Here is a 13,244-nt window from a genome sequence, read left to right on the forward strand (position 1 = left end):
TGGCCCGATCGCGCTCGGCCTCAGCCGCCTCGGCGCGGGCAGCCACGGCCGCAGCGTCAGCGCGAGCAGAGGCCGCATCCGCCTGGGCGGCGTCCCGTTCGTCCCGGGCCCGGTCGGCCTCGGTGCGGGCGGTGGCCGCGGCCTGGCGGTCGCGCTCGGCGTCGCGTTCGGCCGCTTCCTGGGCCGCGCGGGCGGTCTCGGCGTCAGTGCGGGCCTGGTCCCGCTCGGACTCGGCCGCCTCCTGGGCGGCTTGGGCTTCGGTACAGGCGGTCAGGGCGCGCTCGGCGACGTCCTCGGCCGCGTCGGCGGCCTCCTCGGCGGCGGCCTGGGCCGCGCGGGCGGTCTCGGCCTCGGCCTGCTGGGTGGCCGCATCGCGCTGGGCCTGCTCGGCCAATGAGGCGGCCTGGGCGACCTGGGTCTGGGCTTCGGCGCGGGCAGCGGAGATCTGTGCCTCCAGCCCGGCCGGGGACTTCAGCTCGAAGAGTTCGTTGCGGATGCCCTCGCCGATCTGGTCCAGGCGGTCCATGACCTCCTCGGCGCGGGCGACCGCGCCCAGCAGCCCGGGGCTGTTCCTGTCCCTGCTGCGGGCGGCCTTGGCGTCGTTCTGGCAGCGGGTGGAGCAGTAGGTGGGCGGGCGGCCGGCGCCCTCGGGGCGGGTGCGCTCGATGCGCCCGGAGCAGTAGGCGCAGCGGTGCGGCCACCAGCCGTGCTCGGGGTCGCGCGTCTCGGCGGCGGTCGGAGGCGGGGCGTCGGTCACGGAGCGACTCCAAGCAGATTGTTCTCATCGGATATGGCGAATCGACAGATCGGCTGAGAGCCGATGGCGGGTCCGCCGGATCAAGCTTAGCAAATACTGGATTACTGTTTCTAGTAATCCAGAAATTCCGACAAAGAAAAAACCGCGTGCTGGCGGCATCTGCGTCGCCCTCACGGTTGGTGTGCCCGGCGGTGCCTGTGTGGTGTCGGCTCGGCCGGGTGGGCGGCGGGGTCGGTGTGGGGTGCTCCTCCTCTTCATCGTCGTGACCACCGTGGTGGCTCTCGTGGTTCGGGTGCCGGGGGCCGCCGTCGTGGTGGCCGCGGGCTCTCCGGGGTGCCGGTCCGGGTGGGCCGGTGCCCTGCGCGACACCCTACCGTGCACGACCGTGTCCTGTCAGCGATTCGTGGACACAGCGCGCCGGGCGCGGCGTCGACACGGTGGTGAACAGTAGCGGCGCTCCCGGCCGGGCTCGGCCGGCGGCAGCGGCTCGGTGCAGCCGGGTGCCGCGCAGGCGCGCGGCTGTCCGGCGGCCTCGATCTCCTCGGCCAGGTCCAGCAGGCGGTGGGCTTCGGGCAGGTCGGGGTCGATCGCCACGGCGTCGGCCACGCTTCGGCGGAGCTGGTCGGCGATCTCGGCCAGCGGCCGGGTCCCGCTGTTCGTGCGCGGCATCATCTCCAGGGCCAGGGCGCGGCGCCGCTCGCGGGTGTGCCAGTCGGAGCGGGCCAGGGCTGCCAGCTCCTGCAGCAGCTCGTCCGCGCGGCCGCGCAGGGCGGCGTACTCGGCTGGCGCGAGCGTGTTGAGCTTGCCCAACCGGTTCACGGCCCTGCGCCGCTCGGTGTCGGTGAGCGTGGCGTCGGCCTCCAGCCGGTCGCGCTCGGCCACCAGGGCGGCCTGGCGTCCCAGGGGCCCAAGCTGGCGAACCAGCTCGCCGATCAGGTCCAGCCAGCGCAGGCCTTCACCGCGCACGGCCAGGGTCGGGTCGCTCTCCAGCTGCTCGGCCAGGGCCTGGAGGATCCGGCGCCGGTCGGCGGTGTCCTCGCCCGTCCTCGTGGCCAGCCGCTCCAGGTGCTCGGTGATACCGCGTCGAGCTCGGCGCACCTCGGGGTGGGCGTGCAGGTCCGGGGTGGTCACGGTGCTCTCCTCCAGGGGTGGTTACGCGGCTGCGGCCAGGTGGCGGGCGATCTGGGCGCCGTGGTCGGGCCTCCGGTCGGAGGTACGGGCGTAGCGGTCCGCAGAACGTGTACAGGGACGCAGGGCCACCGGAGCTCGCAGACGGGCCATCTCGGCCTGCCACGCGGCGTGTGCGGCGCGTTCAGCCTCATAGCGGCGCTCACGGGCGGCGTGGACGCCGGTGGTGCCCAGATGGGCGGCGGCCGCGTCCAGGGCGGCGGTGTCGGTGGGCAGCCCGGTGTGGGAGTCGATCAGCCCGTGTTCGGCCAGGATGCGCAGGTGACGTGCGGTTCGGGCCTCGCTGTGACCGGTCCGGTGGGCCAGGGCCTGTGTATCTACGGTGTACAGGTGGGGAGCTGTTTCCACCAGGGCCGCGTAGGTGCGTGCGACGTGGCGACCCAGGCCCCGGGGGTGGGTGGGGGAGTGCTCCGCGAACACCTCGTGGGCGACCGCCTCCAGGTAGCTGGTGGTGCGGTGGAGCAGGTCCTCCACCGACTCCAGATGAACCCCGGGGGCCGGGTGTACAGGTGGGGCGGGGTTCCCTTGTGTCCCACCCGTCTCACCAGCAGCAACACCGGCCCAGTGGTCGGGGTGCACCAGGCGCCACCGGGCGGCCAGGGTGCCCTCGGCCTCGGCCGTCTGGACCAGCCGCCCATCTCGGCGTAGCCGCTGGAGGGCGCGGGCCACGGTGGACTTGCCCAGCCCCGTGGCCAGGGCCAGACGGCGGATGTCGACGTCGACCTCGCCGTCCTGCGCGCTCGCCTTCAGCGCGGTGTGCAGCACACCGACCAGGGTGCTGCGGTCGGCCGGACCGGCTTCCTCGGTCCACAGCTCGGGGTGCTCGCCCACGGCCTCCAGCACAGCGGCGCCGATGCCACGCAGGGCCAGCAGGTCCCGTTCGGCCCGCTCGACCCCCGGCGCCAGCCGGGCGGCGAACTCCACGGCCTTGCGCCACTTGCGCGTCAGCCGCGCCGTGAAGTCGCTCTCGGTACGGCGCACCCGGCGGCTACCGAAGCTGCGGGTGCGCAGGTGCTCCAGCCCCGGGGCGGTCGGGTCGTTGGCGACCATGCGCCGCACGTCCGCGAGAGACCAGCGGGCCAGGGCCAGACGCGGCAGGATGCGCGCCAGGTGCGCGGACGGGTCGTCGGGGGCGGAGTCCAGGAGGTGGCGGACCATGTCCGGCATCGGGGAGCGGCGCCCGTGTAGCCGCACCTCGACCGGGTCGACGCGCTCGGCCGCGACGGCGGCCGCCGCTGCCTCCTCGGTGTCCAGCTCCGTGGCGCCGAACGCCTCGGCCAGGGCCTCGAACCGCGACAGGGTGTTGCTGTCGGTGTCGCACACCATCAGCGCCTCGTCCAGGTCGACCGGGTGAAGCAGTTCCGCGCGGCCGCCGGTGCGGTGCGGGGCCCCGGGCGGGCGCACGGCTCCGGTGCTGGGAGTGGTCAGCGGGGTGATGTCCAGGGTCGGCAGACGAAGGGCGGCCGCGCGCGCCAGTCGCGCAACGACGTCGGCCTCCAGGCCGTCGCCGGAGACGGGAACCCACACATGGATGCCGCCGCCGGGCCCGGACCGGGACACCAAGTGCTCCAGGCCGTGCTCGGCCAGCAGGGTAGTGATGGTGTCGGCGTCACGCCACACCGCGGCCTGACCGCCCCGGCTGACGTCCAAGTCGAACACCACGAACTCGTACTCGTGGTCGGCGTTGGTCAGGTGCAGGGCGTAGGGGCACTCCGGCTCCCCGGCCTCCACACGGGAGACCCGTGGGTAGGAGTGATCGGCCGCCGGATCCACGCGCACGACACGGCGCGGAGCGATCCAGCGGACCAGCTCGGTCCACTCGGGGGAGTGCGCTGCAGGGGTTTCGGCCAGCCTCAGAGCCGCGGTGCGCGGTGCGGACTCGGTCCCACTTTTGGGGCGTACTCGGCTGACCGGGTGGACATCACGTATGATGGGTCCCATCCGGTTACGGAAAGCGGGCCTTGGTCACGAGATTCAGGTGTGACCAGGTCGGTATGACGCCGCCCTCGCGGGTGGCGGGGAGACACTGCGGGCCTGCTGGCTGCGGGAACGCGAGGTCTCCGAGTAGGAGTAGGGCTGGCTGTCACCTCCAGTGACTAGGCAGTGGTTTTCGATACGAGGACTTCGTCTGGCGAGACGAAGTGACTCGAAGAGAAGGACCGGTTGGCGCCGGTGATCTTCTCGGGCCCGCTGGCAAGACGGGCGGTGTAGTACTCAGTTCAGTTTTTCGAAGCCGGTCCTCATCAGGTTGGCAGCCTGATTCGTAGGACCGATGACGTAGAGCAGCCCGGCGTTAGCCGGGCTCTACGTGTTTTCTGAGTCCCCTTGAGCAGCTTTGGCTGCCAGGGGGTCCACCTTCGCCAGCATCTCGAAGTACACCGAGAGTGAGACTCCGTGCTGGCGCGCGGCTGTCACGTAGTGTTCCTTCACCGCGTGTGGAACCTGGGTTCCCATACGCACAAACCCCTTGGAGGGAGCCTCACCGGTTCGCTCTCGGTGGGAAATCGCGCTCTGGGAACCCTTCGTACTCATAGTCTTCATCCTGTCACACACAAGCGCCTTCTGGTACCAAAACCGGCGCGCGTGTCCTCACGGGTCCCAACTTTTTCTTACGTCACTCTCTGGCGCACCTGTGTGACCGATTCCGGCCACGCGCTTTTTGACGCCTAGTGTCCGCTTTTGGGGCCTCTGGAATCACAAAATGCCTAGCCCGTAAGGGATCCAGGGCCCAAAGGTCTCTACCTTCTGGCCCGACTCGAAAAGGCCAGCAGGTAGAGACCTCAGCGCTTCGGCCGCGGCAGGACGCGGTCGAGGAACTCGTTGCGGACGTCCTCGTCCATCTCGCTGTCCAGGGACAGGGCGGTGCGCAGCGAGCGGGTGGTCACGTCCTGGGGGATGTCCAGGCGGCGTTGGGCGTCACCGAGGATCTGGTCGATGGTGTGTTGGGCTCGGGTGGGGTGGTGGCGCACGAGCCAGTCCAGCATCTTGGCGACCGGCACGGTGATGCCGTGGGAACTGACGATCTCGGTGCCGCCGTTCCTACTGCGAAGCTCCTGACTGCGGCCGAGTTCGTCCAGGATGGCGTGCCGGATGGTCGCGCTGAGCGCGTCGGTGGGGATGATCTGGTCCAGGCTCTTGGAGACTTCCCAGGCCAGGGCGTCAGCAGTCTGGCGGACGGTCTCCTCGTTGCGGTGGCGCAGAGCCCAGATCTTGCGCCGGGTCGGGTGCTCCCAAAGGTAGGAGAAGAACGACTTCGCGAACCGCTTCTTGACCAGGGCCTCTCCGATGTTGAGCCGCTGGTCGCTGGTGCGGTCGGCCAGGGCCTCGGCCACGCTTTCGGGGGAGCGGTGGCGCAGCTCCACCCAGGCCTGGGCCACGGGCCGCGACCACGCGCTGCGGCCGCCGCTGATCTCCTGTGGGGCAGGGACGTCGGCTTCGTCACGGGAGATGTAGCCGCGCAGCGTCGAGGGGGCGATCCCGGCGAGTTGGGCCATGTCCGTGACGCTCAGGAGCTCGCTCGCCTTGAGCTCGGGGGCGGTCAGGGTCACCACGCACTGCTCCAGAGGCAAGGCGTCGTGGGGGCGGTGCTGGGCCCACAGGGCCAGGTGGTTGAGCCACCGGCCCGGAGCCGTGGTGTCGTCCTGGGTGAGGGTGGAGATCTTACGGACGGTCGCCTGGCCCGGGTCACCGGTGCCGTCGAGCATGTCGGCGGCCGTGACCGTGAGGGCGGCTGGCACCGGGTGGCGCTGGTAGTCCTCGCGGGCGGGGTCCCAGAGCATGGCGGGTCGGAACCAGGTGGTGCCGTCCCACCAGTAGCCGCCCTCGCGCCAGAGCAGGGTGTCGTTCCACCAGTCGGTGTGGACTCCGGCGGCGTCGCTGTCGGTGTAGAGCAGCACGGTGCGCCCGTGATCGGGGTGGTAGCGCACGGCCCAGCCCAGGTCGTGGCGGTAGGCGTCGGTGGTGAAGGCCAGCCAGCCTTCGTCCTGTTCGTCGCAGCGTCCCCACATGCCCTGGGCGGTGTTGCGGCCGATGTCCTCGATGGCCTCGGGGTCGGTGAGCGGCAGGTGGGAGTCGTCGACGAACGGCAGCCCCGGGATCGGGTGGTCGGTGCGAAGGCCGTTCGCCAGGGGGGTAGCGAGTTCCATGATCGTTGCGTCTCCTCGAATCAGAAGTGCTGTGCGGCTTTTACAGCGTAGCGGTTCTCCCCCCGCACATCACCCGGAAACCCACAACCGACCGGCATTCTGCGGCCATACGGCGAAGGGCCCACCCGTTCAGGTGGGCCCTTCATGGTTTGGGGAGGAACTGCTGACTTCACCGTCCTCGGTCCGACAGGAACGGCCCGATCCGCTCCAGCACGCTGAGCGCCGCTTGGGTCTCCTCCAGCTCCTGGAGGTGCTCGCCCTCACGAACCTGGAGCGCTCGATCAGTCACCCCGTCCGCCTGCACCTGAGCCAGGGCCTCCTCCAGGGCAGCACGTCGATCGCACAGGTGCCGCCACAGGCGACGACCGTGGGAACGTGGGCTGAGGTGCTGTTCGGCGGCGAGCTGGTTCAGGTCGGTGGGGCTGTTCACGGCTAGCCAGTGCCAGGTCCACCCGGACCACCCGGGCTCGTCCGGGGAGGGAAGGTTACCCCACCCGTTCGCCGGCGTCCGATGATCGGTCATATGTCCAGGTTAGGCGGGGTGGACCCCGTCAGGTGGCGCCAGTTCGAATGGCACACTGGCACACCATCCCCGCCCCAGGAGGAGACCGGTGACCCCTAACTACGAGGGCCTCGTACGCGCACTGAGAACCGCTGATCAAGCCGGTGTTGCCGCTGACCCGCGCGAGGTGGTCGAGGCCGCCGACTGCCTCCAGGTCGACCCGCTCGACTCCAGCCCCGCGAGCATCCGGTTCGAGCTGACCCGCGCCGAACACATCGCCAACGCCCTCGTGCAGCTCGTGGTCGAGGACGACATCATCCTCGTCGGAAGCGAGAAGAGCGCCGTCGCCCGATGGGAACCGAGTAGTCGAGCAGTGACAGGCAGCTGAGGGGCGAGAACCGACATAGGGGAGAGTAGCCCTCTCTCGAAACCTTTCACCATCAAACAACCCCCTGCGCCGAGCCTCAAGGGGTCGGCGCAGGGGGAGCTCCGCTCATCACCAAGGCACGGGGGCACGGGCCCCTGGACACACCCCTGGAGACCCAGTCATGCTCACCACCGTGCCGCTGCACGCCGCCGACGGTTTGGAGAAGAAGGTCCGCAGCGATCTCGCTGCCACCGGAGGCCGATGGTGGGGGTCAGGCGCTCGTCTCCTCGAACTCACCCCTGGCACCCCGGTTGACATCGACACTCTGGTGGACCTCTACACCAGCTTCCGAGACCCGCGCTTCCAACACCTACCTTTCGCAGAGCGGCCGCTTCTGGGCCCCAAACCCGGGCGCTACATCACCACCGCGCAACACCGCGAACGGCTCAGCCGAGACCATCCCGAGCTGACCGACAGCCAACTCAATGCCCGTTCCCGCGAACTGACGCGCTCCCCACTGCTGTGTCTGGACCTGACCTTCGCCCCGCCCAAGTCCACCGCCGTGGCCCATGCCGCTTTTCAGGCCGCAGCCGAAGGAGCCAACCAGCGCGGCGCACTGGAAGAGGCCTTCACCTGGCACCAGAAGGCCGCCGCAGTACGAGAAGCGGTCCTGGTCGGCAACGAGGCCATGCTCGACGTCATGCAGGACCTGGCCGGCACCGCCCGCGCAGGCGCACAGGGCGCCACCACTATGGAAGCCAAAGGGTGGGTGGTGGCCAGTTTCCTCCGTACTTGGAACCAGGCCCGCGACCCGTTCCTTTACGTACGCAACCTGGTGCTGAACCGCGTCGAACGCGCAGACGGCAAGTGGCGAAGCTTCGACTCAAGCCTGATCATGAAGGCTCGGGCCTGGGGCGCCGCGGTCGGAGAACGAGCGACGAGTGAAGCACTCGTCGATCTCTTGGGGCTGGGACTCGTTCGTCGTACCGAAGGGGGAAGCCTTGAGATTGAAGGCATCCCCGAGCCGGTCCTGGAGCTGTTCAGCGTGCGTGCCGCCCAGGTCCAAGAGGCCGCTACCGGACAGGCGGAAGGCCCTCGAATGCGGACCACACGTATCCCCGCGATGCTGACTTCCGTGGCTGCCGACCAGGAACATAGGCACCGTATCCCGGGTGACCTGGTGCGCTGGTGGCAACAGCGGTTGGAAGAGGAGGGCCTGCCCGATTTGGTTAACCTCGCGGCCGCCACGTTGGAGCCCGGGACCCCCACGAAGCTCTCCTCCGGTGATGTTCGCAAGGCACAGCAGGCAGTTGCCGCTCTAGGAGTCGCCGTGCGTAGCTCGATTCGGCAGCAGGGATGGATCGCGCTTCAGATCAACAACCACCTGCCAGCGTCGTTGGGAGGCCTCTCTCCCACACGGGTCCGAGGCCTGTTGGCCGAAGCTGTGGCCACCTACCGTCCGAGTTCGTAGTGGGTTCGGCGACACAGCAGCGTGAACACCGGACGATTCCGTTCGATATCGGACCCGTGGGCGAAGATGAGCTCATGGAGATCAGGACCGGCAACGGCGGCCAAGATCAGGGGGCCGTTGCCCGGCCGGACCAGCGAGGCGGCGGGTCCCAGCTCGGGATCGTGACCGCGTTGTCGCGGGCTCCGCTCGGCGGCGAACTGGCGCACTAGGGCGGTACCCAGTCGACTCGTGAACCTGCTGGTCCTGTGGATGTGGCCGGGACGCCCCTCCGTCCGGGGCATCTGCCCAGCACCGGCTGACCACCCACGTCGAAGGGCCCGTCCGTTTGGACGGACCCTTCGGCGTGTTCGGCTCAGGCCGCGAGCGACGGCGGGGTGGAGGCGAGCTTCTCGACGGCGTCCAGGTCGGTGGACGCGGCGCGCACGAGCCCGGCGTCGCGCCACCAGCGCACCCACACCGGCTCGGCGCCGCCCCGGGCCCGGAACTCGGTCTCCGTGATGCGGCCGTGGGCGTGGTCGATGGTGATCTCGACGAGCTCTTGGAGCTGGTCGCGGGTGCACCAGCGGGCGTTGGTGACCTCGTCGGGGTCCACCCGCACCTCGCCGCGCCAGGTACGGACGTGGTAGATGGTCCACCAGTGTCCCGCGGGGGCTCCGGGGCGCAGCTCGCGGCGGCACCGGTTGTCGCGCCAGCCGTGCGCGGCGAGCTCCAGGTCCTCCTCCGCGACGTGGAGGCCGACCTCCTCGGAGAGTTCACCGACGGCGGCCGCGCGGTGGATCGGCTGGTCGGGCACCCCCGGCGTCGAGCCGTGGCGGCTGCCGTGGCCTTCGGGGTGCCCGGAGGGGCAGGCCGCACCCCAGGGGGCGGTGGTGCGGTCGATGACCAGGACCCGGCCTTCGGAGTCCTCGACGATGATGCCGACCGACTCGGTGTCGCAGATGTCGGAGCCATGTTCGGTGCCGCGGGCCCAGTCCCACTTCTCCGGGCGCTTCTTCTCGACCTGGCGCCAGCGGGACTGGGCGGTGGAGCGGGGGACTCCGAGCATCTGGGCGATGTCCTCGTGGCTGGCGCCGTGGTGCTCGCGGAGGCCGCGCAGGGCCCATGCCCGGAGCGCCTCGGCGCGGGGGAGGAGTTCGTCGGCGGCCAGGAGGGCGTTCTGCATGAGCTGGCGCTGTCCAGCGCCGGGGATGGTGTGGTCGCCGAGGTCGGTGTCATCGCGCTGGTCCCATCGGCCGGCGCGGATGTCGATGAGGGCCATGGCGAGGATGTCGGCGTCGTTGGTCAGGCCGCGGGCGTCCACGCGGAGGAAACTGACCTCCTCGGGGGTGAGGGCCTCGGTGAGGGTGGGGTCGGCGTCGATGAAGTCGTCGATGCGGGGCACGATGCCCTCCATGCAGTCTGTATGAGACTTCGTACACATCGACTGTACGAAACTAAATACACTCGCGCAACCCCATCACGCCAACTTCAGGCGCCGCTCCCGTTTCGGCGCGCTCGGCGGGCTTCCCTCATCCGTGCTCGCTCCGCCGGCTGTACGTAGAGTTCCACGGTCGCCTCCACGATCAGGTCGGCGACATCGGCGACCTCGTCGGCGGCGAACGGCTCCCCTTCGTGCAGACTCCAGTTGCCTGTCATGCGAACTTCGTGCAGGTCATCGACGGTCCCTTCGCTCACGCCCCGGTTCTTGAGGTCCTCGATCTTCTGTTTGAGGTTTCGCCCCTGAGCGCCGCGCTCGGCGCAGATCTCTTCCACGGTGGCGCGATAGAGAGCGGCCGCCGCGCGCAGAGCACCAGCATGCTCGGTGACGCTACCTTCGGCGAACAGGTCGCGGATCTTCTCGGGAACACCCTCCTCGAGCTCGCGAGGACGGCGCGCTGGCCAGGCAAGCGTGGGCACCCGGGCGGTGCGCCAGCTGGACTTACCGTCCTCGTCGACGAACCGGACCTTCTGGTGGCGAAGAAAGACGACGCAGTTCTGTTGACACGCCGGGCAGAGCCAAAGGCCGAGGTCGATCCGCAAGTCGTGGCCTTCGTCCATGCGGGCGTGGAGCTGAGGCCAGATGGTCTGTTCCTGCTGCACTGAGTCCAGGAGGTGCGGCCGCTCGAATTGGACGTACTTGCCGCACGCGGGGTTGGGGCAGAGGCCGGAGGCGTCTTCGCGGGTGGGTAGCGCTTCGTGGGGGCGTGTGCTGGTCATGGTTCTGGGATACCGCACGGTGGTGACGTTCGGTGCTTCTATCGCGGATAATGGTTGATTATCCGCGATAGACTCTGAGGCGACCTGGGAGAACGCCTCCGGCGGTCGGGGGCGACACCTGGTGATTATCTGCGATAGGGAGGTGGGGGTGTGGGCGAGGTCCTCGCGCTGCCCGGCACCGGGTCGGAGCGGACGCTGCGCTCGGCGGCGGAGCAGTTCCTCGAAGGGGTCGGCAACCCGAACACGAAGCGGGCCTACCGGACCGCGCTCGACGCGCTCCAGGCGGAGTTCGGTGCGGACGCCTCCCTCGACGTTCTGGAGGGCGAGGCGGGCGCCGATCGGGTGGCGGACTGGTTCGCCTCCCGGTGGGGGAGCGCGTCGGCCAACACCGTCAACGCCCGGATGCGCGGGCTCTCCTCGGCGTGCGCCTGGTGGTCGAAGCAGGGGTGGCTCACCGGTGATCCGCTGCGACGGCTCACCTCTCGCCCGGTTCCGCCAGACCGCACCCGAGCGCTGACCCGCGCCGTGGTTCAAGAGCTGCTCGGCCGCGACGGCGTCGCACTGCGGGAGCGGGTGCTGTGGCGGCTGCTGTACGAGTCGGCCGCCCGCGCCAGCGAGGTCCTGGAGCTGGACGTCGAGGACCTCGACCTCGCCAACCGCCGGACGAGGGTTCGGCGCAAGGGCGGAGCCATCGACACCATCACCTGGCAGACACCGACCGCCCGACTCCTGCCTCGACTGCTCGACGGCCGCCGTACGGGACCGGTGTTCCTCACCGATCGCCGGGCGAAGGGGCAGGCGACCGGGCAGGTGCCGGTCCAGGACCTGGCCCCGGACGGCCGCGGGCGCCTGTCCTACCGGCGGGCGGAGGAACAGTTCGTCGCGGCCTCCGGCGGATCAACTCTCCACCAGCTGCGGCACTCCGCTCTCACCCACGCCGCCGAGGATGGCGCCCAGGTGCCGATACTGATGGCCTACTCCGGCCACACCTCGGTCTCCTCGGTCGCGAAGTACGCCAGGATCAGCGCGGAGAGGTTGGGGGCGTGGCAGGACGGGCGGGATCCGGCGGCGCGGCGCGGGGCCCGGTAGCTCTCAGGCCTCGACGACGTAGACGGTGTTCGCGACGCGGCGGACCACGTCCCGCGTGGCCAGGGCGTCCCCGAGCGCCCGGTGTCTGCCGCCGAGCGCGCCGGGGCTGCTGGTGCGGGCGGCCGCACCACGCCAGGCCATCGCGCAGGCCCATTCCCACCGGGGGAGGCGCAGGTCGTAGCGTCGGCAGGCCTGCCGGAGGAGGCGCCGGTCGAAGTCGGCGTTGTACGCCACCAGCACTCGACCCTGGACGGCCTCGCGGAGACGGGGCCACACCTCCGGCCAGGTCGGCGCTCCGGCCAGGTCGGCCTCGGTGATCCCGTGGACCTGCTGCGCGCCGCGTTCGATGGGGACACCGTCGGGGGAGACCAGGGTGTCGAGCAGGACGTCGCCGCTGTGGGTCTCGACGACGGCGATCTCGACGATGGCGGCGTCGGCACCTAGGCCGGTGGTCTCGACGTCGACCACGGCTGCGGCATCGGGGGTCAGGGCGCGGCGGGCGGCGGCGATGGCCCGGTGGGCGGGGGTGGCCATGTCCACCAGGCGGCGGTGGCGGCTGGCGGGGTGGGCGGCCAGGTCGGCACGCAACCCGGCCGGATCGGGGTCCCCGGAGGGGAGCGGGACCCAGTCCAGGTGCCAGCGGCCCGTTCGGGCCCGGTAAGAGACGGTCACCTCGACGTCGTACTCCTGTTCCAGGTAGACCGCGAAGTCGTGAATCGAGGGGCCGGGCGGAACCGGCGACATCCCGGGGAGGCTAGCGATCACGTGGTCGGGGATCTCGGTGGTCTGGTCGCGGTCGTAGAGCGTGTGTCCCTCGTAACGGCCGGCCGGGTGCAGGTGGCCTTGATCGACGAGGACGTCGACGTCGCGGGCTCGCACTGGCCAGCCGGTGCGCTCGGCCAGCGCGGCGGCGGTGCGGACGGCGCCGACCGGGCGCAGGGGGGCGGTGTCCATACGGGTTCTCCTCTACGGGGGGGGTGGAGGTCCAGGATGCCGTTCGGGGCGGACACGGGGGCAGGGTTCGGGGATCTCTACCTGGCCTGTTGGCGGGTGTGGTCCGCCCGCTGGTTGGGGCCCTGATGTCCGGGGTGTCCGGGGCGTGGGCTGGAAGCCCACTGAGGGGGCGGGCTCCCTGCTTCGGCGGCCGTCATCCACGCGTAGCGCAAGCGCGCGGGCTGGTGGTCTGACACCGAGCGGAGCGAGGCTCGCGCCCGGAGGTGCGCCGGGTGACCGGGTGGAGCGACGAAGGAGCGGAGGCCGCAGCTCCCGGGGTGCTGGAGGGTGTGTCTGGCCGCCGGACCGTGGGCTAGGTCTGGACTGGATGACGGTTGACGGAGCGAGGGAGGCCTCCCCCGACCCACAACGAACCCGCGCGAGACTGGCTCTCCCCCTCCCTGCTTTGGTGGTCGGGGGTTCCCCGCCGGAGGCGGCTGTGTCTGTTGGTCAGCTCAGGGAGATGAGTGGGGCCACATCGTCGTCGGGGGGGGGGGGACGGTGAGCAACAGGGCCAGGGGCACGCAGCGCAGGGT

Annotated in this window: 11 protein-coding genes and 1 pseudogene; 4 read left to right on the forward strand and 8 right to left on the reverse strand. The window is 70.4% G+C overall.

All coding sequences use genetic code 11. The features are described 5' to 3' along the window. The 5 genes and pseudogenes from ACFYL4_RS26500 to ACFYL4_RS26520 all read right to left on the reverse strand — a co-directional run. Window positions 1-757: pseudogene (locus tag ACFYL4_RS26500) on the reverse strand (hypothetical protein); the annotation flags it as partial. A 393-nt stretch (window positions 758-1,150) separates the two neighbouring features. Further along, entirely contained in the window at window positions 1,151-1,888 is a 738-nt protein-coding gene (locus tag ACFYL4_RS26505; RefSeq protein WP_387521982.1) for a hypothetical protein, read from the reverse strand. Window positions 1,889-1,909: 21 nt separating this feature from the next. Beyond that, the gene (locus ACFYL4_RS26510) at window positions 1,910-3,724 is read right to left on the reverse strand and encodes a hypothetical protein (protein WP_387521984.1); all 1,815 of its coding nucleotides are present in this window, start codon (window positions 3,722-3,724) and stop codon (window positions 1,910-1,912) included. Window positions 3,725-4,725: 1,001 nt separating this feature from the next. Continuing rightward, window positions 4,726-6,090, reverse strand: coding sequence for a helix-turn-helix transcriptional regulator (locus ACFYL4_RS26515; protein WP_387521986.1), 1,365 nt, complete (start codon window positions 6,088-6,090; stop codon window positions 4,726-4,728). Between the two features lie 169 nt (window positions 6,091-6,259). Continuing rightward, entirely contained in the window at window positions 6,260-6,520 is a 261-nt protein-coding gene (locus ACFYL4_RS26520; RefSeq protein WP_387521988.1) for a hypothetical protein, read from the reverse strand. A 181-nt stretch (window positions 6,521-6,701) separates the two neighbouring features. Between ACFYL4_RS26520 and ACFYL4_RS26525 the strand changes: the two genes are divergently transcribed. The 3 genes from ACFYL4_RS26525 (at window position 6,702) to ACFYL4_RS26535 (ending at window position 8,639) form a co-directional block, all read left to right on the forward strand. Continuing rightward, window positions 6,702-6,980: a hypothetical protein gene (locus ACFYL4_RS26525; RefSeq protein ID WP_387521990.1), complete on the forward strand. Its 279-nt coding sequence runs from the start codon at window positions 6,702-6,704 to the stop codon at window positions 6,978-6,980. 160 nt (window positions 6,981-7,140) lie between these two features. Further along, window positions 7,141-8,430, forward strand: a complete 1,290-nt coding sequence (gene mobF, locus ACFYL4_RS26530; RefSeq protein ID WP_387521992.1) for a MobF family relaxase — start codon at window positions 7,141-7,143, stop codon at window positions 8,428-8,430. Window positions 8,431-8,504: 74 nt separating this feature from the next. Then, on the forward strand, window positions 8,505-8,639 hold the full coding sequence (locus ACFYL4_RS26535) for a hypothetical protein (RefSeq protein ID WP_387521994.1): 135 nt from the start codon (window positions 8,505-8,507) through the stop codon (window positions 8,637-8,639). Window positions 8,640-8,782: 143 nt separating this feature from the next. Here the strand turns inward: ACFYL4_RS26535 and ACFYL4_RS26540 are convergent, their stop codons facing one another. Beyond that, window positions 8,783-9,823, reverse strand: a complete 1,041-nt coding sequence (locus ACFYL4_RS26540) for an NUDIX domain-containing protein (protein ID WP_387521996.1) — start codon at window positions 9,821-9,823, stop codon at window positions 8,783-8,785. Between the two features lie 74 nt (window positions 9,824-9,897). Beyond that, a complete protein-coding gene (locus ACFYL4_RS26545) occupies window positions 9,898-10,626 on the reverse strand; it encodes a DUF4145 domain-containing protein (protein ID WP_387521998.1) in 729 nt (242 codons plus the stop codon). A gap of 150 nt (window positions 10,627-10,776) precedes the next feature. Here ACFYL4_RS26545 and ACFYL4_RS26550 point away from each other — a divergent pair, with 150 nt between their 5' ends. Next, window positions 10,777-11,715 carry a tyrosine-type recombinase/integrase gene (locus ACFYL4_RS26550; protein ID WP_387522000.1) on the forward strand — a complete coding sequence of 313 codons (939 nt, stop codon included), beginning with the start codon at window positions 10,777-10,779 and terminating at the stop codon, window positions 11,713-11,715. A 3-nt stretch (window positions 11,716-11,718) separates the two neighbouring features. Here ACFYL4_RS26550 and ACFYL4_RS26555 read toward each other — a convergent pair whose 3' ends face one another. Continuing rightward, window positions 11,719-12,669, reverse strand: a complete 951-nt coding sequence (locus ACFYL4_RS26555; RefSeq protein ID WP_387522002.1) for an exonuclease domain-containing protein — start codon at window positions 12,667-12,669, stop codon at window positions 11,719-11,721. Between the last annotated feature and the right edge of the window lie 575 nt (window positions 12,670-13,244).

The sequence above is a fragment of the Nocardiopsis sp. NPDC006938 genome, assembly GCF_042869555.1.
Classification (GTDB): domain Bacteria; phylum Actinomycetota; class Actinomycetes; order Streptosporangiales; family Streptosporangiaceae; genus Nocardiopsis.